Genomic DNA, 19,607 nt, shown 5'->3' on the forward strand with positions numbered 1-19,607 from the left:
TCCAGTTTAGATTAATTGTTTTTTGTTAGCCAAATACGCGATCTTGGCGCAAGTTCAATTGTAAATTTGCCATTAACAAATTCATAAGTTGAATTAGTCAATTTATCCTTAAGCTTTTCAATAGAACTATCTTCAAAACTTAAAATCACTTGCTGAACAGAGTTATTATAATTATGAATTAAATAATTACATTTCCCAAAAGGTTGAATTGAAATTCTGGCTGGCGCGTCAATTTTATAATCTTTATCTAAATTAAATATTTCTCTTATTTCATTTGTCCATGCTTTAGGTATTTCCAATAAGCCCAAAGGTTTTGGACACAACAAAACTTCACCAACTTTATCAAAATCTTCTTGAGAAAATGTATGTGTATTTAAAACATAAATCTCAGAATTTTTATAATTATTTTTCGTTAAAAATGGTATAGATTTATTTTCGTGAATTGCTTCTAGAAGAACATCCGCTTCTTTTAATTTTAGGTTACATTCTAAATCCAAACCATGTTCAATTTTTATTTCTTTACTATTTTCAATAATCTGATCAGAATTAAATGGATTTGCTTTGGAGATATTCTCAATGCCGGAAATATTATACAAAAAGTCATTATTCATTGCGGAGAGAAATCCTGCAGTACAAATTAATTTTACTCCTTTGTTTACAGATGATTTAATTTTTTCAGCAATATTCTTATCGGACGCTGCTTGTGTCGGCAAAAATATTACATTACAATTCGAAGGATATTCATGTACCGGAATAATCGGAACTCCCAACATTCCCATAAAATCCATTATATACAAATCACCGCCGGCATCGCTATTAATCGGTTTGTATGCTTTAATCCCATGCACAGGATTTTCACTGATAAACTTTGCCAAATCGGCTAATTGTTCAAATTGGTTTCTTAATAAATGATGTCCTTCATGTCCGTTTATCAAATCAAAATAATTAAATATTACTATTTCTTTTGCACCTGCAATTACCGATTGGTAAGCTTGTTCAATAAAGTCATTTTTATCACAATCACCATGATCAAACCACGCTCCGCCAATCTTATCTTTTACTATATCTTTTATCCAACTGTAATTTATAAATCCTTCATAAGGCTGTACAAATCCATACCGCTGAGTATATTGACCACGAGTTTCAGTACCGACCCAAACTTCATCATATATTTTTGGTTTAGTAGAAAGATCGTATCCAAATAAGTGAAATCTATCATACCATTGCGGAAATTTAACGATCATTTTAATTTTTGGATTTACTTCCTTTGCTGGCTTAACGAATATTTCTTCAGATATTTTTGTCAGCAATTCTCTTCTATATTGCGACCAAGTTCTAATTCCTTTTGCCGATTTAGATTCTGCGCTTGTATCGCCGGTACATAAAAAATCATCAACAATAAATTCATCAAATATTTCGGCCGATATTTTAACAACATTTTTCAAATCAGTTTGTGTTTTTTCATTCTGCCAATTGAACCAGCCTAGTTTTCCTTCCTGCTTTACTCCAAACGTATCTCCAGGTACAGTCGCTATTCCGCCGACAACTTCAAAGTTATTTTTCACAAAATAATTTTTAACTTCACTCAATAATTTTTTATCAACAGCTAATCCGCTTCTGTAAACTTCAATATATACTTTTGTAATTCCATTACATCTCAAAACGGAAAGGGCTTCTCGTCTTCCGGTTTCATTATTCAAAAGATCTCTAACCGCGTGAGCAGTAATGTAGGAACTGAGACGCAAATCTTTTATTCTGGATTTCGCGAATTCAAATTGATCTTCAATTTTATCTGTTTTTGTTTGGCAAAATACTAATGATGAGAACAACATTACAATCGCGGCAAATAATCTGATAATTTTCAGCTTCATAAAACCTCATTCAATAATTTATTTTGCATTGTTTACATAATTATGAAATGCTTCCATATGCGGCTTACCCGATTCGGCAAAATGTGTAATTCCTTCACGTTCAACAATTTCATTAAATTTATCGTATGTACCGTCATATTTAGAATTAACCGGAAATCTTGAACACTTCAAATACATTAACGGCAAACGCGCCATTTCCACTCTTTCCTTAATTTCATCATTTTCGGCAACAATAATTGCTTTGTCAAATATTTTATCGGCGCATTTAATAAATTTTTCGGAAAATATTACATCATCAACTCCCAATCCCAGGTGTATGTGAGTATCTTCATTTAACTGTGAATGAAGCAAATTAAAATATTCTTTAACATATTGTCCGCTTTTGCCGTAATAACCATACATAAAATCATTAATTACATCTTCAACATCCGCGTTTGAATTCCATAAAAGTTTAGAAATTAAATAAGCGCGTAATTCCGAAAATTCACCGCCGCGACTTTGATAAGCGGCTTGTTCCATTATACCTATGGAATTATTTTCTTGGAATGTTTTTATGTTGGATTGCAGAACATTAAAATTCGGATATGGTAAAATATAGTGACTAAAATTAACAACATAATCCCAAATATATAAATGAGGTGCAATTGCCGACCAAGCCTTCCAGGTCGGAAAGAAATTCTTGGTTTTCGGGACAACTTTTAAAATCATGTGCAAAGCAGCATTCTATACTGCACAATCTAATAACAACATTTTCACGCGGCTTTATATTCTTAGGTGGTTTACGAGTGTATTGATACGCAAGTGTGCCGACATATTTATTAGGAAATTCAGATTTTATATTATCCGCAACTTGATTGACAAACCAAACAACAGCACCTGACTCGCTGCCTTCCTTTTTAACAATAGCCTGACAATTTTCACACTGACAAGGATTTCGCCAATCATTTTGAGAAACCGAATAAATTAAATTACCAGGTTCAGTGCGCATTACTTCTTTTAATTTTTCGGTAATAATTTTTAAAACATTTGGATTTGTTAAACATAATTGTGCATTTTCATAAATTCTTTGTCCATCTATTAAACTATAATATTCAGGATGCTCTGTAAAGTATTCTGCCGGCGGCATAAACCTATAAAATGTGTGAACTGACCAATAACCTTCAACTCCGCCAATCTGTTCGCGGGTTCCCATTGCGCCGTTAATTTTATTATGCGCCGCCCAAATTGGTTCAAACGCTTCATAATAAAAATCATTTCTAACACGGATTGCTGGAGAATCGGTAAATTTTAAATAGCTGAATATAAATTCATCCCGTTTAGGAATGAATGTAACATTCGGAGTATACCAGCGAACGCCAAATTCATTTTCCAAAAATGAAAAAACCGAATACATTGTTCCGCGTTCTTCTCCTCCAATTAAAATTATATTTGATCCGCAATTTTTATAAAAATATGATTCGTCAATTAAATTTGGTTTATTGAATGTATCGCCTAATAATTTTGCAGAATGTTTGTTATAACCAATGATTATTTCATTTTCCGATAAAACACAATTGTCATCTTCAATTTTAAATTCAACGCCGCTGATTTCTTTTATTGTTTTGTTTAATTCATCGGCTGCCCATTTTTCCGAAGCAGAAGCTGATTTACTTAAAATTATTTTATAATTGGATTTATTGTTTTTAAATAGCGTAAATTCTTTTTTATTTCCAGAAAAGAAATTTATTTCCTTCTGCCATATTTTGTTATCTGTTCTTTCAGCACTTATATTTAATTTGTACTGCTGATAATTATTATTTAAAATCGGGAGTTTCATAGTTTTATTTTTATCCCAATCACCTTTCCACAAAAGTAAATTTGTCTCATCCTTAATTTCCAATTTTACGGATTTAAAAATATCATCCGCTACATTATCATTAAGCATAAATTTTAGTTCGGAATTCCCTTGCGGATAGGCGGTAATTTCAAAAACTCCGTTTTTCATAAGAAATGATTCTACTTTGAAAGGAAGAATTCTTGCGCAGAATCCCCAATAATTTCCCCGTTCTTCTATCTTCAATAATATTTTATTTTTGCCTTTATCAAAGTGAACCGGAATTAGATCTTCGTCGGGTTTTACACCTCTTCCGCTTTGATGATCCCATAATTCCTTATTATTTATCCACAATTTTCCGCCGTCATTTGTCCCAAGCGCAAGAATATAAGTTCCTTCCTTTTCAACATTGATTTCTTTGTAAGCATAAGCGGTTATATAAGAACGTTTAGAAACCGCATCGTCCAAATTTATTATTGAATCATTTGAGTTTAACAATTTCCATTTAAGAATTTCGCCTTTTTCATTTATGCTCTTATTTTTATCAAAAGTAAAATTATATTCTCCGCCAAAATCCTTAAGAAAATCCTTTTCAAAATCCGGAAGATGATTTATGTTATCCATACTTTCTGTTAAAGTAAATGGACCAATTAAAAACCAATCCTTTAACCATTCATTTGTTTTTACAAAATTACTTTGAGTATGAATTTTACCTGCTGATACAAGTAACAAAAATGAAATTAAAAACATAAATTTTGTTTTCATTATTATATCTCAATTGTTTATGAATTTTAACATTCGGCCTTTATTCGCTCTTTTGACTTAATTCTTTCAAAATAAAGTTTGGATAAAGTGCATCGTGTACTTTCTCAATAATTATTTTATTCTCGACATTAAATTTTTCTCTAAGTTTAATATCTGTTGACGACGCACCAATCTGAACTTCATATTCTCCTTTATCAACAACCCAAGAACTAATTCCGCTCCAAAATGAAGCTAATGAATTCCCATCAATATTAAATGAAACTATCTGACTTTCTCCAGGTTTTAATTCTTTTGTTTTAGCGAAACTTTTTAATTCGCGAATCGGTTTTTCAATTTCTGTCTGAGGAGCTGAAATATATAATTGTACCACTTCTTTACCCGCAACTTTTCCTGTATTCGTAATTTTAACAGAACATTTCAAATCTGATGAAAATGTTGTGCCGCTCAATATTAGGTCAGAATAATTAAATGTAGTATAAGATAGCCCATATCCAAATTCATATGCTGTTGGAACATTAAATGTATTATAATATCTGTAACCGACATAAATTCCCTCTTCATAATAAGAATTTACGGGTTCATCTTTAGGCTCTCCCGGAAAACTTTTTGATGAAGGAACATCTTCATATTTAAACGGAAATGAATCCGGTAATTTTCCAGAAGGATTAACTTTTCCCGAAATTATATCTGCAATAGCGTAACCGCCTTCTTGTCCGGGCTGCCACATCAATAATATTGCGTCTGCATAATCTCTCCAGCTTGCTGTTTCCCAAACACCCCCAACGTTTAGAATTACAATTACTTTTTTTCCTGCTTTATGAAAAGTTTCAGACACATTTTTTACTAAATTCATTTCGATTTCCGTAATGGGTAAGTATCCGTTTTCATAATTTTCACCGGCGCTTCTGCCTAATGTAATAATTGCGGCATCGGATTCGGATTCGTATTTTTTTATTTCTTCCGCGGAAAGTTTTTTATCTCTACTAAAAGCAACTAACCTTTTCTTAAAGTGCAATGGAGCTTGATCGCCAGTTATTCCATTATCTTCCCTCATCTTAGGATTGTTAAAATAATCCGGCACGAGGTTTTCTCTTTTAATCTGCTCAATATAATCTTTGTACATTTTTTCAATTTCCGGCAATACTTTAAATCCCGCTGATTTTAAACCGTCATTAACTGTAATTGAATGTCTGTTGCTTCTTATTCCTCCGCTTCCGGTTCCGGCTTCAATAAGATAATATCCAATTTTGCCAAATAGTGAAACTTTAATTCTCGATTTTAACGGAAGCGTGTGATTATCATTTTTCAATAACACAATTCCTTCAGATGCGGCTTCTTTGGCTAATTTTTCGTGTTTTTGTAAATCCGGCTTGAAACTAGGTTTATAGCCTTGCATACTTGGAGAGTTTAATTTTAATTTCATATTGTAGTATAAATTTTCGTCCAATGTGCTTTCATCCAAATATTTATTTTTTACTGCGAGTTTCAATTCATTTAGTTCATCGGTATTTCCGCTCATTAAAAGATTATTTCCGGCACGCACTTTTGCGAGTGCGTCACCATAATATCCGTCGAAATCTGTCATGTACAAACCGTCAAATTTCCATTCATTTCTAACAATATCTTTTAACAGTTCAGGGTTTTCTGCCGTATAAAAACCGTTTAATCTATTGTATGAAGTCATAATTGATTTAGGATGACTTTCTTTAACGGCAATTTCAAATCCCTTTAAATAAATTTCACGCAAAGCTCTTTGACTGATTACCGCATTATATTTTCTTCGGTTGGTTTCCTGATTGTTGGCTAGAAAATGTTTAAGCGTTGCGCCAACTCCTTTTGATTGAATTCCTCTTACCATTGCCGCGGACATTTTACCTGATAATAATGGATCTTCAGAATAATATTCAAAATTTCGTCCGCAATTAGGATCACGATGTAAATTCAAAGCAGGCATTAAAATTAAATCGTAATCATATTCAAGTAACTCATTTCCCAATGCTTCGCCAATTTTTTGCACAAGTTCTGTATTCCATGTTGCGGCTAGACATGTTGAAGTTGGAAACGCTGTTGTATAAGTATAATCTTTTGCTCCGTCCGGCGCTTCGGGTTTATTTATTCCGGTCGGACCGTCTGTAAGTGAAGTCGATCGTATCTTTAATCGCGGTATCAATAATTTTGAGTTTCGGTTCGCGACGTAAACATCTTCAATTTTTTCCATATTAGAGTCAACTTCCGGTAAAAATCTGCCGTCGCCAACGGTTAAACCAATTTTTTCTTCTAACGTTAATTGCGAAACTAATTCTTTGGCTTTTTGCTCAATTGATTTATCCACCTGAGCATCAATACGATTTGCAAAAAGTATTAAAAGAGCAGTAATAAGTAAGGTGAAATTTTTTAAAAACAATTTTTTCATATTTATTTTCCCAATTAAATTTTAATGTGAAGATTTTTTATAAACTTTTACATAATCAACAATAAATACGTCTGGAAAAATTGCTTCGACCAATTCTTCTAATTTTGCGGGAAGTTCCATACTTAAAATTATGTACTCTTCCGTATGCGAAACGGCTTTTGAAACTTCATAATATTTTAATCCATCTACGAAGAATGAATATTTTTCCGGAGTCCATTCAAGCCCGAATGTGTGAAAGCCATTGTTTACCCCATCAACAACGCTTTGTAAGCCTCCTATTGACTGTTGATTTGGACCGTAAGCCCAGTGAAGATTATGCGAAATTATGTTTTCTCCATTCTTTTTAAAATATTCAAAAATGTCGATCTCTGTACCAAATTCACCAGGATCTTCTCCACTGGAAATACCGGGTGACTGTATCCAAAATGCTGCCCAATTCCCTTTTGATTTTTGAAGTTGTGCTCTGCACTCAAAATAACCATACTTAACCATAAATTTATTCTGTGTTCCTACCGCGCCAATTAAAAGAGAATCACCAGATTTAGTTGAATATAATTCTAAATTACCATCATTAACTTTAACGGCTTTTTCCGATACAAAACCTGCCGCTCGCGGACCAATACCTCTGACTGACCATTTTGAGGTATCAAGCGAATTGCCGTTAAATTCATCTTCCCATTCTAATTTATATCCTTCTTTTAACGGATCAAATTGAATTTGAGTTAACGGTTTGAACATGTTATCAATTTCAGTTTTATCATTGGTTAAAATTATAGGTACTTGCCATAAACCGCCGCTGTTGCCCCAGTCATTTACCTGAATAGCAATTAAATTTACCTCGCCGAATTTTACAAATTTTGTAATATTGGAAAAAGACGGTTTACTGGCATAACTAATTTTTGCCTCGCCGGCATAAGCAACTTCTTTATCATTGATAAATAATTTATAAGCATCATTCACACCGCTGAATTTTATCCAAACTTTTTTGGATTTCCATTCAATTGGAATATTTACTTTTTTTCTATACCATGCAAATCCATCTAAATTAGGATAACCTTGATTTTCCCACCTATTTCCCGCGTCAAGCGTATCCCAATTTTTATCATTGTAATTTCCAGTATACCATTTTTCTGAAATGCCAACATTTTGTTCATCAGGCTTAAAAAGCCAAAGCACATCCAAATTTATTTTTGAAGGAACTTGAGAATGTAAAATTGTTGTGTTAAATGAAAGAAATATTGTAACAAAAACAGCATAAAATAGTGCTTTATGATTATTCATATTTTACTCGTTTATTTTCCAATGAGTTTGAAACAAACTTGTTTTTTCATCTTTTTTATCAATTTGGTAGAAGACTGTAATTATAGAACCGTCTTCAAGTTGAACAGATGCGGGATAACCTAAATCTCCATTGTCACTTTTACTTAAGTAAATTTCATTTTCCACATCCCAGGTTTCACCGCCGTCTTTACTAATGCACGCATATTCTCCGAAAGGATATTTGCGCACGCCATATACGACAAGAATCCATCCATTTTTTAATTCTATCAAATGCGGAGGGTACCCAAAAATATTTGTTCTGTGTGTTTTCGTCCACGTCATTCCGCCGTCATAACTTTCGGACTGCCTTAAGTATGAATCCGATTTATCTTTTGGCTGATAACGGAACATAGCAATTATTTTACCATTGCTTAATTCTACTGCATGAGGTTCATGATAATATTCGATTGTATCTTGATCCCCAATTTCAATTTGTGAAAATAAATTCCAGCTTATTCCATCATCTTCAGAAATTTCAACGCCTAAGATCTTATTGCTATTAAGCGATGAAGTTCCAACATACAATAATTTTGCGTTTTTTAGTTCTATGGGTCCATGCGGTGATGAGACTAATTGTTTTACCGGTTTAAGCCAAGTTTTACCTTTATCCGGCGATCTTCGTGTCCAATTACCTAACCAGAAATTTATGGTTGAATCATTTAATTCACTTCTAATTTTTTGCCATTTAGGATATTTTTCATAATACCTTTCTTTATCAAAAGCCATTGAAGTAAACCAATTTACTAGCCATGTTCCTTTTGATGTTTCCATAATTCCAGCGTCTCTATCATCTAATGGCGTATCATTTATTATTTTAGGTTCAGTCCAATCTTTCCCATTATTTTTGCTTTTTATTATTTGCGTAATTCCAAATGGACAAACATGATCTGCTCTATTACCTGAAAACACACAGAGTAAGTCACCGGTATTTGTTTTTGAAATTGTCGGCCAGCCAATATATTTTCCTTCTTCTTTACAAATAACTTTGGTCTCTAATGATTTTACACATTTTGAATTTTCAAAAAAAGTATTTTCTGTTACGTTTGTATCGTTAGAGTTTTTTAAATAATAAAAGTATCCGTCTTCAGCGCCGACTAAAAGATCAGGAATATTATTTTTATTCCAATCTACAATTGTTGGACAAGTAGAATGACCGGCAAGTGTATCTTTTCCTAACATTCCCATATCTTTAAAAACTATTTTTGAATCATCAGCACTTATGTTCTTTAGAAAATTCACATTTTTGCTATTGATCAATAAATCAAGGTTACCATCAAGATCCCAATCAGTAATTGCAATTTTACGTCTTCCGCTTTTTCCAGCTTCCTTTTCATTCAGCCTAAGCAAATTATTGTTTTCATCGAAAAATATTCTTTTACCCGGTAATAATTTTAATTCATGACCAATCTTTTTTCGTTCGTAAAACGCTAAATAACCTTCATAATCAAGCATAATAATATCATTTAAACCATCCTTATTCCAATCAATAATAAACGGATTTGTCCGCCATTGAGTAACCAAATTTTTCCCTTCTGGATTCCACCAATTCCACGCCGGTTTTGGATTTATAATTTCATAATCTACTTCAATAGGTTTTGGTGCCGCTAGTTTTGGATTGTTCATAGTTCCAATATTTTTATACCAAAGCATTTTTCCCCATATTGAATTAATAATAATATCTTTTAGATTATCACCATCCCAATCCGCAACGTTTAAAGTTGTATAGCCCCATTTTGCTTCGCAAGGGCCTTGAATAGATCCGTTTTCTCCCGCTTGAATTCTAATTACATTTTCATCTGATTTTAGATAAACCGGCTCTGCCCATTTGGGCGGATTCGCGCCACTAAGATTTTCAATAAAGCCTATATAACCCGCGGTATTTCCACAAATTAAATCTTCATCTCCATCATTATCCCAATCGACGCTGAAAGGCGTAACCAAAGCTCCGAATTTTAACTCATCTGCTTCCTGCTTAAAGAAAATCGGTTTATTAAATTGAGGAATTCCATCTGTAATTTTTCCTGTATTTTCAACAAAAGCTACTCTTCCATCTTCTTGTCCAACAATCAAATCAATATCGCCATCTTTATCCCAATCTATTGAAACCGGAACGATCATTTCCAAATCCATTGTTATAGGTTTATTTTCTATTGAAAGAATTTTACCTTCAGAATATTCTGGATTTTCTTTTGTTCCAATATTTTGAAAATATGTAAACTTATCCAAAAATTCACCGCAAAGAATATCAAGATCGCCATCGTTATCAAAGTCCGATAAATTTGCTGAAGGCATGCCGTAGACATCAATTGGTTTATTATCAGCAAGAATTTTTTTTGGTTCAATATATTTTGGATTTTCCGTAGATCCAATATTTTTAATTAAATAAACAAATCCATGCAAAGGACCATTTAACCATTTCCCATTTCTATCGAACGCGTTATCCCATCCGTAATCAGACCAATCACCAATACTGACAATTAAATCAACCGCTCCATCGTTATTATAATCACTATATTTCCATTGATTTGCTCTTATCTTTTTACCATCGTCATAAATATTTTCATGCGGGTAAATATTTTCAGTTTTTCCTGAAATCAAGTTTATAATTTCTTTCCCAGGAATAAGATATTTAGGAGAATTGTCGACATAAGAAATCTGAATATTTTTATGAGCCGGACCAATTTTTTTACCTGGTTTAAAGACAGGCATTTTAATATTTCCATCAGTATTTTCAAAAAAGTAAATTCCATTATACGGCACATCATGGCAGTTTACCAATAAATCGTAATCACCGTCATTATCAAAATCAAGCGGTAAAGGCCAAGCCCATAGTCCAACTCCAAGATCGGCTTTCAGCTTAATATTATTATTTTTTATTCTCTGAAATTTTTCTGATGAATTTTGCGCGTTACATATTGCGATAAATGAAAAACTGAATAGAATAGTAAAATTTATTTTAGAAAGAATTATTTTTTTAATTGAAGAATTTTCAATCACGATACTGCCCTCAATTTTAAAATTGGGATATAATATTTTAATGATTATCTTATTAGGCAATCGTTTGTTTCGATATATATAAAGATAAATAAACTTAATACATAAGCAAAGTGTTTTTATTATTGATTAAATTATTATTGCTTTATTTCATCTTAATTATTTGCGGGAAAATATGAAAAATAAGAAGTTACTCAATTTGATTTTTATTGTTCAACTAATTTTTACGATAAATGTCTCAGCCTCATTAGCTGAAACGGATTTATTCGAAATTGTTATCAGTGAATCAGCTTCATCGATTGAGAAAAATATTGCCTATTTACTTGAGCAAAGGCTGAATGAAAAAGGTCTGCAAAATGTTGAAATTACTACTGAAAATAATAGTGAAATTTCATCAACAAATTTAATTTTAGGAATACCTAAAAGTCATAAAATTTTAAAGCAAATATTTTATTCGAATAGATTAAAAGAATTATCAGAACTTGAGCCGGGTTCTGAAGGATTTTTATTAAAATCAATTTCAAGCAATCCAAATATAATTATAATTGCCGGTGTTGACGAAAGAGGCTGTTTATACGGCGTTGGTGAGTTTTTAAGAAAAATTCAAGTTATAAACGGAGCGTTTATTTATGATAAAAATCTAAGTATAAGAACAGCACCCGCGTTTGAAATAAGAGGGACACAATTTGGTCAAAGTTATGTTGCGAAAAACTTGGCAAAAGTAAGAGATTGGACAGAAGAAGAAACCAAAAGAGTAATTTTAGATTATGCTTTGGCAGGCGCTAATATTTTCAATGTTGATCCAGGTCCAATGTTTAATTTTATCAAATCATTTGGGTTAATGACACAAGGCGGATTCGGTGCAAATACAGCAGGTGAAGAAGTCCCTGCAGAATGGAATGCGTCCGAATCAATTGGAAGATTAGGGTATATCTGCCCTTCGGTTCATGAAGCAAGAGAATTTATGTTAAAAAAATGTGAAGATTATTTTAAAAATTCTCCAACTTTTGATCTTGTGAAATTTCACGGCGGCGACGGCGGCGGCTGTGAATGCGACAAATGCAATCCCTACGGTTTAACGTTTATAAAGTTGGTTGAAGATATGGCGAATATTATTCATAAATATCACCCAACTTCAAGAATATATTTTACTAATCAAAAATTTGATAATGAAGATGATTTTGCAATATTTAATTATCTTCAGGAAAAACCGCGAACTTGGCTATGGGCTTGGGGTTACGGTCCGGGTTCTGACGCGACCAGCTGGCAGCCGGGACACCGACAAACGCATAGAATGGATTTATTTAAATATCCGGGATTTGGACCTTATGGTTTGTATCCGCAAGAAATTTTGCATCAGCTTCCGCCTCAACAAAAACTAGTTTTCTATAATGAAATAACTCATTGGAAATACGCCCAGCACGGTTATGTTCAAATGTATCCCAGAGCGGATAAAAACGGAGATCAACCTCCGCACTGGAGTGAAGACATTTATGAACGAAGACCTGATCAATATTTAACTATGGTATATAATCGTTTAACTTTTTATGCCTGGCCAAAATATTATCATCGTGTATTTAATGATCTTATGCGTTACGGAATTGGAGATATCACTCATTCAAGCGGTCATCACGATCATTTTAATCAATGGATGTGGCAAAGACTTTTATGGTCGCCAAGAATGTCTGTCGAAGATGTTGTAAATGAATATTGCAAAAACTGGTTTGGCGAAGAAGCTGCACCATTCATGGCAAAAGCGATTTTTCAGCTGGAAGAAAACTTAGAAGAAAATCCCGAAATTCCATTAGATAAAAAAGAAGGAATAGATAATTATTATGATTTGGTAAAAAATGCCGGAGTAAAAATTCCGCAGAGCGAATTAAACAATAATTGGCTTTGGCAAATGTATATGCAGAAAGCCGCACTTGATAAATACATCAAGTTAAAAGTAGCTCAACAAAAAGAATTAGAAACACAAATAGAAAATAATGTGATCGAAATTATATCCGACTTAAATTTGAAAGAAATTGATAAACAGCTGAAATTATTTGATGATTTACACGATACGAAGGAAATGCTTTCACTAAAGCAAGAAGCAAAAGAATTAGGCGAATTAAGCAACAAAACTTTTGGCGAAAGGAATGAAGGATTTTATAATTTGGATCATGATTATATTGGGTTAGGCTGGCTAAAAAGACAATTGGAAAGAGCAGTGAAATCTAAAGATAAAATTGAAAAAGTAAGTCTTTTAAAAATGATTGCGGATTATGAAAATCCGGGTGACAGCGGATTTTATGATAATCTTGGGACATTTAACAAAGCGCCGAATGTTGTTGTCGGATATCCGTATGATCACGGTCAGCCTTATTTAAATGATATGTTAGATGAGGGAAACCGACCTTCTCAACGTTCAATGCATTTTACTCAGGATGAAGAAAAAGGTGTTACTTTAGAATATAGAGATTTAGATACAAATGCTAATTACACTGTTAGATTTACCTTTGTTCGTCCTTGGTATCAGCCAAGATACAATCATCGAATGAATCAAAAATCACAGACAATTTATGCCGACGAAATAGTTCTTGCAAAGGAACTGGAAGTACCGTTTAAAATGAGTGATTTTTTTACGTTTAAAGTTCCACGACACGCGACTAAAGACGGAAAATTAATTATAAGATTGGAAAAAGCCCATGATACAGCAATCGGCGACAGAGTTTCAATTGAACAATGGAGAAACTCAGGCGGCTGGGGCACAATTGTTTCTGAAGTCTGGTTAATGAAAGATTAACTAAGTTATTATAAAGAAAATTTTAACATTCTTTCTGTTATTTCGGGCTTCACAAATTTCTTTAAATGTTCTGGATATCCTAATTCCCATGGAGACGGACCTACATATTTTGATTTTTTTCCGGATATTTTTATATATCCTTCCGAAGAAATTTCAATAACTGTAAATAAAGGATCTTTATAAGGCGCGGTATATTTGATCCATTTGAAATTTGCGTCAATTTCTTTACTGTATCTTAAGCATTCGTATTCTTCACCAAGCCATTTATATGACATTGAATTTATGGTCACATACCAAATTCCATTTATGTCTTCTGCAAAATCATGATGAGTATGCCCATTAAAACAGCATATAATCTTACTTTTTCTGTTTGCTTCGTTGTGATGCTCAAATATTTCTCGTACACTGTCCGCGTTTTCAATTGAATATCTTTCGCCGGGAGTGTTTGGATCGCTTCCAATACCTTGGTGCGAAAATATAATTATCGGCTCTTCAGAATTAGTTAATTCATTTTTAAGCCAATCAATTTGTTTAACGCCAATATATGAACTGTAACCTTTTTTGTTAGGATCCTTTTTTTCATTTCCGTCAAGTACAATGAATTTAAAACCATTCATACTAAATGAATAATATGAACTTTCCATATTTCTGTACTCTAAAGCTTTTTCTAAAGTTGTTCCTCCATCCATTTCATGATTTCCAATTACATGATACTTTAATCCGGTATATGATTTCCATATCTCATATAAATGCTGGTATTCTTGTTTAGGAATAATAAAATCGCCAAGCTCAATAATGAAATCCGGTTTTGCTATTTTCATGCTGTCAATAAATTTTGATATTCTCATTTCCGAATCATGCATAGTAGGCAGATGAACGTCCGAGCACATTCCAATTTTTATTTTTTTTGTGTTTGAATTCTGTGCAATAACTAAGTGAAAAGTAGATAAAATCACAAATACAGTAATAATTATTTTTTTCATTTACGTAATTCTCACTTTAAAATAAATTAACTATTTTTTTGGCTCACTAATAACCCCCAAAAATCTTCCCATCCAATAAGGCAGCAAAAATGTATGTCCAGCGCTTACTTCCCCGCTTCTTGAAGTATTATCCAAATTAAATTGACACATATTATGTTTTAACGTTGGTCTTTCATCGGGAGGCAAAACCTCTTTTGTTTTATGTCCCATAAATCCGGGAGCAACAAATTCAATATCTTTTCTATGACTATTGAAAGTTTCATATTGAACCATATCAAGAGGCCATTCTTTTAAATGCCAAATTGACTCTTTCAAATCAAAATCTTCGGCACCAGTCATCGCGTAGCAGAAATTCCACAAAGAATTTTTTTCAGGTCGAATATAATTCCAATGATCTTTGATTGCTTCTTTGTAAAGTGTTTTAAGCGAATCCGTAAAAGCGTAAGGATAAAGCGACCAATAAGTAAGGAAATACATTTCATCATCTGAATGATTCCATTCTTCCGAAAGCATTTTGCTCCAATTATCAGCGTCTTTAGGCGCGGGGCCAATTTCACTGAACGGCCGCATTAAATTTTCTAAATAACCATGCTCTTTGATCAGGTAATTCGCCTTTTCTTTATAGATTTCCTTTCCTGTATGTTTATAAGCGCTTTGTAAAAACGCGATAAAATTGGAAGAACAAATTTTTCTATCGCCGATCATTGGCTGAAATCTATTCACGTATTCTGGATTCCATCTTCCCCAAAGTGAAGGTTTGCCGTTTTTATCAATTAAATAAAAATCATTTTCAACAATATACGTCATTAAATTATCGAGCAATGTCACTGCTCTTTTTTTCCATTCAGGATCATCAATGTATTCTGCTATCAATGTTAACGCGAAAACCTGTCCTACGGTTTGATCACTGCTCGCGGTGCTTCTCCAATCCCATTGATCATTTACATGATACCAAGAAACCATATCATTATAACCAGGATACCAATAATCTTCAACAAAATCTCTATATTCTTTATCAAACTCCTGATAGCCTTTTCTTTCAAAAGTTCTTCCGAATAATCCTTTAACTCCGCTTAAAGTATGAAGTCTTTCCATTGCTTCAAATGATTCGAAACAATTTTGTTTAGCTTCATCGGATTTTGTAACTAAGTATCTGAATAACTGGCTTACTAAATACATCGAAGTCCAAAGATTGTCACTATCCGCTTTTTTTAAAGTATTTGTAGAAACATCATTATTTTCCATGCTCGAAATATCAACATTAATACCGTAACGGATATGTCTTTCTCTAACCTGCCTTTCAAACTTCATGGCTTTATCGTATAGTGTCATTTCTTCAAAACAAATTTCACCGAGTCCTTTATCAGTAAGTATTAAAACATTTTTATTTTCTCCTTGGTAAATATCTGTTACGATATTTCCGGGAAGCCACCTTTCACCAAAATAATAATTAAATTTCCCGTCATCTTTAAGCATAAAAGCGCCTTTTGTAGTGCCGAACCATTTATGACCATCTATTATTTTAATGTTTGTTAATTCCGTCCATGGTAATTTTTTATTTATTTCGTTTATTATCTTCCCCGTATAATCAGTTTCGAAATAACCATTGTTGGTCCCAACTACTATATTCTTATCTTTGTCAGATATATCAAAGCAAGTAATAGAATCATTGTTTATGATATTTTTAAACTCTTTATTTGAAACCGAATAAACGTACAAATTATTTGAAGTAAGGATAAAAAATTCATTTTGAGTAAAACTGAATTTAATATCAATTATTTTTTCTCCTTCTAATTCTTTATCCCAAATCTTTTCAGATTTATTTAAATATGATATTTTTCCACCGCCGGAAATCATAAAATCAAAATTATTTCCGCCGGCAATAATGTTTGCATTACTTAGTTCATAAGGAATATATAACTTTCCTGCCCACGCGTTGCTTAAAATTGCTTCATCGGTCAGATAAACAAATTTGTCTTTATATGTGATAAAATCAAGAATGTTCATATCCAGCATGGGCAAATAATTTTTATCAATTACGATTTTGCCCGGATATTGGAAATGTCCGTTCGACGGTTTATAAATTTTATTTAAGGCAAGAATTTGAATATTAGTATTTCTATCAATTCTAACTTTTTTAGGTGAGAAGGTATTATTGTTAAAATAATATTTTACTGAAAAATCCTGAAGAAAAGGTTTATCCAAATAAACTGGTTGATTTGATTTTTTTTTATTTTCCGAACATCCAAATAAAATTAACAAAGCGAAAAGAAAAATTACATACAATTTATTCATTTCAATTTCCATTATCTTTTAATTAACCAAACATCAGATATTCTCGAATAATCTCTCCAATTCAAATGTGATTCTTCTGGTCTATCAAATGTGATTTTAATTTTGCCGTCACCAACTAAACTTTTAGGTACAACAAATTCCTTAAACTTTTCAAGTTCTTTGTTATAAAGTACCGGTTCCATTCTTTCGCTATCAATTCTTAATAGCGCGTCCCCATAACCTGTTATTCTGATTAGATATCTAGCGTTGGGATCAAGATTTTCATATTCTAATACAGGATCGTTCTGATATACTTGAGAAGACAATCTCATTCGGCTGTATCCTTCATCCCACCAGCCAAAATCAACAGCGTCGAATACAGTTGTTTTTACATGTTCGCTATTTGCGATATTTGAAATATCATCATAATAACTTCCGGCACCGGGATTTTCCCAATCTCTAATTGTTTTCAATCGCTCAATTTTTTCAAGGCTTGAATTCATTTCATTAATTTTCTTAAACTCATCTTGATACCACCATCTGTTGTTCAGCGGATAATCTACAAAATCCAAAATGCAGCCCCGCTGTAAACCGCTTGCTTGATATAATTTTACGCTTGTTTGAAGTCCAATTATTTTGAAAAGTTCATCGCAATATTTTTCAATATCCTTTTTTAAATCTTGTGAAATTGGATTTGAATCCGCTTCATTAATTTTCATTAAAGCGGAATTCATTTTTTCAGAATAATTATTTTCATTTAGATCAGCCAACATAGCGTTTGCCTTTAGTTCCAAATCTTTTTCATATATTTGTCGACGTCTAATGTATGTATCATATTCTGCTCTTAGCTGCAGCATAAGCCAGCGCCAATTATTGTTTAATTGGGGATTATTTTTTTCGAGATTTTTCCAGAATGAAAAAGTCGTTTCAACGCTGCCGTTTGCTTTTAATGGCCCCAGCCAATTTTTTTCTAAAGCTAATATACCATTTGCTGTTTCCTGAGCTAAATTATTTCCGAAGAAAAATCTGCCGTATTCTTTTAATATTTCATTCACACTTTTCTTTGTGTTCCATCCTCTTTGACTCCAAATAATTTTGTTAACATCGTCATGACAACCGTCAGAATAAGTTACAAATCCATTGGTGAACTGCGCGTAGTCACCGTGAATTTTCGCGTAATATTCCGGCTGCGGATTAATTCCTTCTCTTCCAATTGTTAAGGCAAATGCCTGGTCAAAATTTAATGCCGGGAACTCGCATCTAACCGAATGAGTGACATCCGGATATTGTCTGTGTAAATATTGTTTGGGAAGTCTAAATCTTGTTTCGGCAATTGGCGGACTGCTTGGACCCGACACTACACCTTTTAACCAAGTTGGTTTTTCTTCATTTAAGTAATTATAGAAATAATCAATTTGTTCTTCACTGAAACCCTGAAGAGAAATCCATATTCCCGCATTTGGATGATACTTAATTAATTTTGCGTGAAGTTCTTTTAAGAAAGGCATTACATATTTTGGATGATTATTGCCCGGGTCACCGCCTGGGAAAAAGACATCATTTAATCTAGGTGTTTCTTTATAATAAGCTTCGTGTTTGGCAACTTCGCTTTTAAATAATTCTTCATTTGATAGATCAATCGTGGCTGGAGTCCATACCCAATAATCAACGTCATAATTATCACAAATTTTACTCAGCTCAACATTCATTTCCTTTCGTGTTAATTTAAAATGCGGACTGTCATCACCTTTATCGCCAATTGGAATATTTTCAATCGCGTTTGTCCCGAATATAACCAAGTCTCTAATATATTGTTCAAATTGTTCTACACTCCATACGTCCCATGAATTTGCAGTATTTCTATAACCCAATTGATGTCCGCGAATTGGATATTCCGGTGAGGATGAAAAATCAATATTAGATTCAATTAAAATTTTATTATCAACTAATTCTGCTCTGCGTAAGAATTCACCAATTCCGAATAAAATTCCTCTTGAGTCCGCGCCAATAATCCAAATAATATTTTTTGAATCAATTGTTGAAGAAATTAATCTAAATCCTTCTTTATTATTTTCAGAACTATTAATGTTTTTACTTTGCGGAATATCTTTGCCGTATATTTTTTTTGAATTAGAAAGACAAACGGCTATGATGTTATTGTTAGAATCCCATTTAATTTCTTTTTTTAAGTCAATGTTTGTTCTTTTTAATATTTCTTCATTCAGCATTTTAAATGCCGTCACCTGAATTTTTTTATCAATATTATCCGCGATAGTTATTTGCGATTTGGAGATGTCTAATTTTTGACCGAAGTACAAATTTGTAATTAATATAATCAACAACAATGATTTCAAATAGTTTTTCATAATAAACTCGGATTTTGTAA

Annotated in this window: 10 protein-coding genes; 1 reads left to right on the forward strand and 9 read right to left on the reverse strand. The window is 32.7% G+C overall.

The genetic code is table 11. The features are described from left to right. Positions 1-11: 11 nt before the first annotated feature. The 6 genes from IPK06_03775 to IPK06_03800 are packed head-to-tail and all read right to left on the reverse strand — an operon-like array spanning position 12 to position 11,179. Entirely contained in the window at positions 12-1,871 is a 1,860-nt protein-coding gene (locus tag IPK06_03775; GenBank protein MBK7979129.1) for a hypothetical protein, read from the reverse strand. A gap of 18 nt (positions 1,872-1,889) precedes the next feature. Then, the gene (locus IPK06_03780) at positions 1,890-2,579 is read right to left on the reverse strand and encodes a DUF4838 domain-containing protein (protein ID MBK7979130.1); all 690 of its coding nucleotides are present in this window, start codon (positions 2,577-2,579) and stop codon (positions 1,890-1,892) included. After that, positions 2,479-4,449: a DUF4838 domain-containing protein gene (locus IPK06_03785; GenBank protein MBK7979131.1), complete on the reverse strand. Its 1,971-nt coding sequence runs from the start codon at positions 4,447-4,449 to the stop codon at positions 2,479-2,481. Before IPK06_03785 ends, IPK06_03780 begins: the two co-directional genes overlap by 101 nt. A 40-nt stretch (positions 4,450-4,489) precedes the next feature. After that, positions 4,490-6,862 carry a glycoside hydrolase family 3 C-terminal domain-containing protein gene (locus IPK06_03790; GenBank protein MBK7979132.1) on the reverse strand — a complete coding sequence of 791 codons (2,373 nt, stop codon included), beginning with the start codon at positions 6,860-6,862 and terminating at the stop codon, positions 4,490-4,492. A 21-nt stretch (positions 6,863-6,883) separates the two neighbouring features. After that, positions 6,884-8,143, reverse strand: a complete 1,260-nt coding sequence (locus IPK06_03795) for a family 16 glycosylhydrolase (protein ID MBK7979133.1) — start codon at positions 8,141-8,143, stop codon at positions 6,884-6,886. 3 nt (positions 8,144-8,146) lie between these two features. Next, positions 8,147-11,179, reverse strand: coding sequence for a VCBS repeat-containing protein (locus IPK06_03800; protein MBK7979134.1), 3,033 nt, complete (start codon positions 11,177-11,179; stop codon positions 8,147-8,149). A 172-nt stretch (positions 11,180-11,351) separates the two neighbouring features. Between IPK06_03800 and IPK06_03805 the strand changes: the two genes are divergently transcribed. Beyond that, complete coding sequence (locus tag IPK06_03805; protein MBK7979135.1) at positions 11,352-13,964, forward strand: hypothetical protein; 2,613 nt, start codon at positions 11,352-11,354, stop codon at positions 13,962-13,964. An 8-nt stretch (positions 13,965-13,972) separates the two neighbouring features. Here the strand turns inward: IPK06_03805 and IPK06_03810 are convergent, their stop codons facing one another. Genes IPK06_03810 through IPK06_03820 form a run of 3 tightly spaced genes read right to left on the reverse strand, consistent with a single transcriptional unit; the run spans position 13,973 to position 19,587 of the window. Further along, complete coding sequence (locus IPK06_03810; GenBank protein ID MBK7979136.1) at positions 13,973-14,947, reverse strand: metallophosphoesterase; 975 nt, start codon at positions 14,945-14,947, stop codon at positions 13,973-13,975. Positions 14,948-14,977: 30 nt separating this feature from the next. After that, positions 14,978-17,242: a hypothetical protein gene (locus IPK06_03815; protein ID MBK7979137.1), complete on the reverse strand. Its 2,265-nt coding sequence runs from the start codon at positions 17,240-17,242 to the stop codon at positions 14,978-14,980. 11 nt (positions 17,243-17,253) lie between these two features. Next, positions 17,254-19,587: a hypothetical protein gene (locus IPK06_03820; protein ID MBK7979138.1), complete on the reverse strand. Its 2,334-nt coding sequence runs from the start codon at positions 19,585-19,587 to the stop codon at positions 17,254-17,256. Positions 19,588-19,607 lie beyond the last annotated feature (20 nt).

Source organism: Ignavibacteriota bacterium (assembly GCA_016713565.1).
Taxonomy (GTDB): domain Bacteria; phylum Bacteroidota; class Ignavibacteria; order Ignavibacteriales; family Melioribacteraceae.

Excerpts from the sequence above, each read along its gene's own strand:
- IPK06_03775 (MBK7979129.1), bottom strand. The coding sequence starts at position 1,871 with ATGAAGCTGAAAATTATCAGATTATTTGCCGCGATTGTAATGTTGTTC.
- IPK06_03780 (MBK7979130.1), bottom strand. The coding sequence starts at position 2,579 with ATGATTTTAAAAGTTGTCCCGAAAACCAAGAATTTCTTTCCGACCTGG.
- IPK06_03785 (MBK7979131.1), bottom strand. The coding sequence starts at position 4,449 with ATGAAAACAAAATTTATGTTTTTAATTTCATTTTTGTTACTTGTATCA.
- IPK06_03790 (MBK7979132.1), bottom strand. The coding sequence starts at position 6,862 with ATGAAAAAATTGTTTTTAAAAAATTTCACCTTACTTATTACTGCTCTT.
- IPK06_03795 (MBK7979133.1), bottom strand. The coding sequence starts at position 8,143 with ATGAATAATCATAAAGCACTATTTTATGCTGTTTTTGTTACAATATTT.
- IPK06_03805 (MBK7979135.1), top strand. The coding sequence starts at position 11,352 with ATGAAAAATAAGAAGTTACTCAATTTGATTTTTATTGTTCAACTAATT.
- IPK06_03810 (MBK7979136.1), bottom strand. The coding sequence starts at position 14,947 with ATGAAAAAAATAATTATTACTGTATTTGTGATTTTATCTACTTTTCAC.
- IPK06_03815 (MBK7979137.1), bottom strand. The coding sequence starts at position 17,242 with ATGAATAAATTGTATGTAATTTTTCTTTTCGCTTTGTTAATTTTATTT.
- IPK06_03820 (MBK7979138.1), bottom strand. The coding sequence starts at position 19,587 with ATGAAAAACTATTTGAAATCATTGTTGTTGATTATATTAATTACAAAT.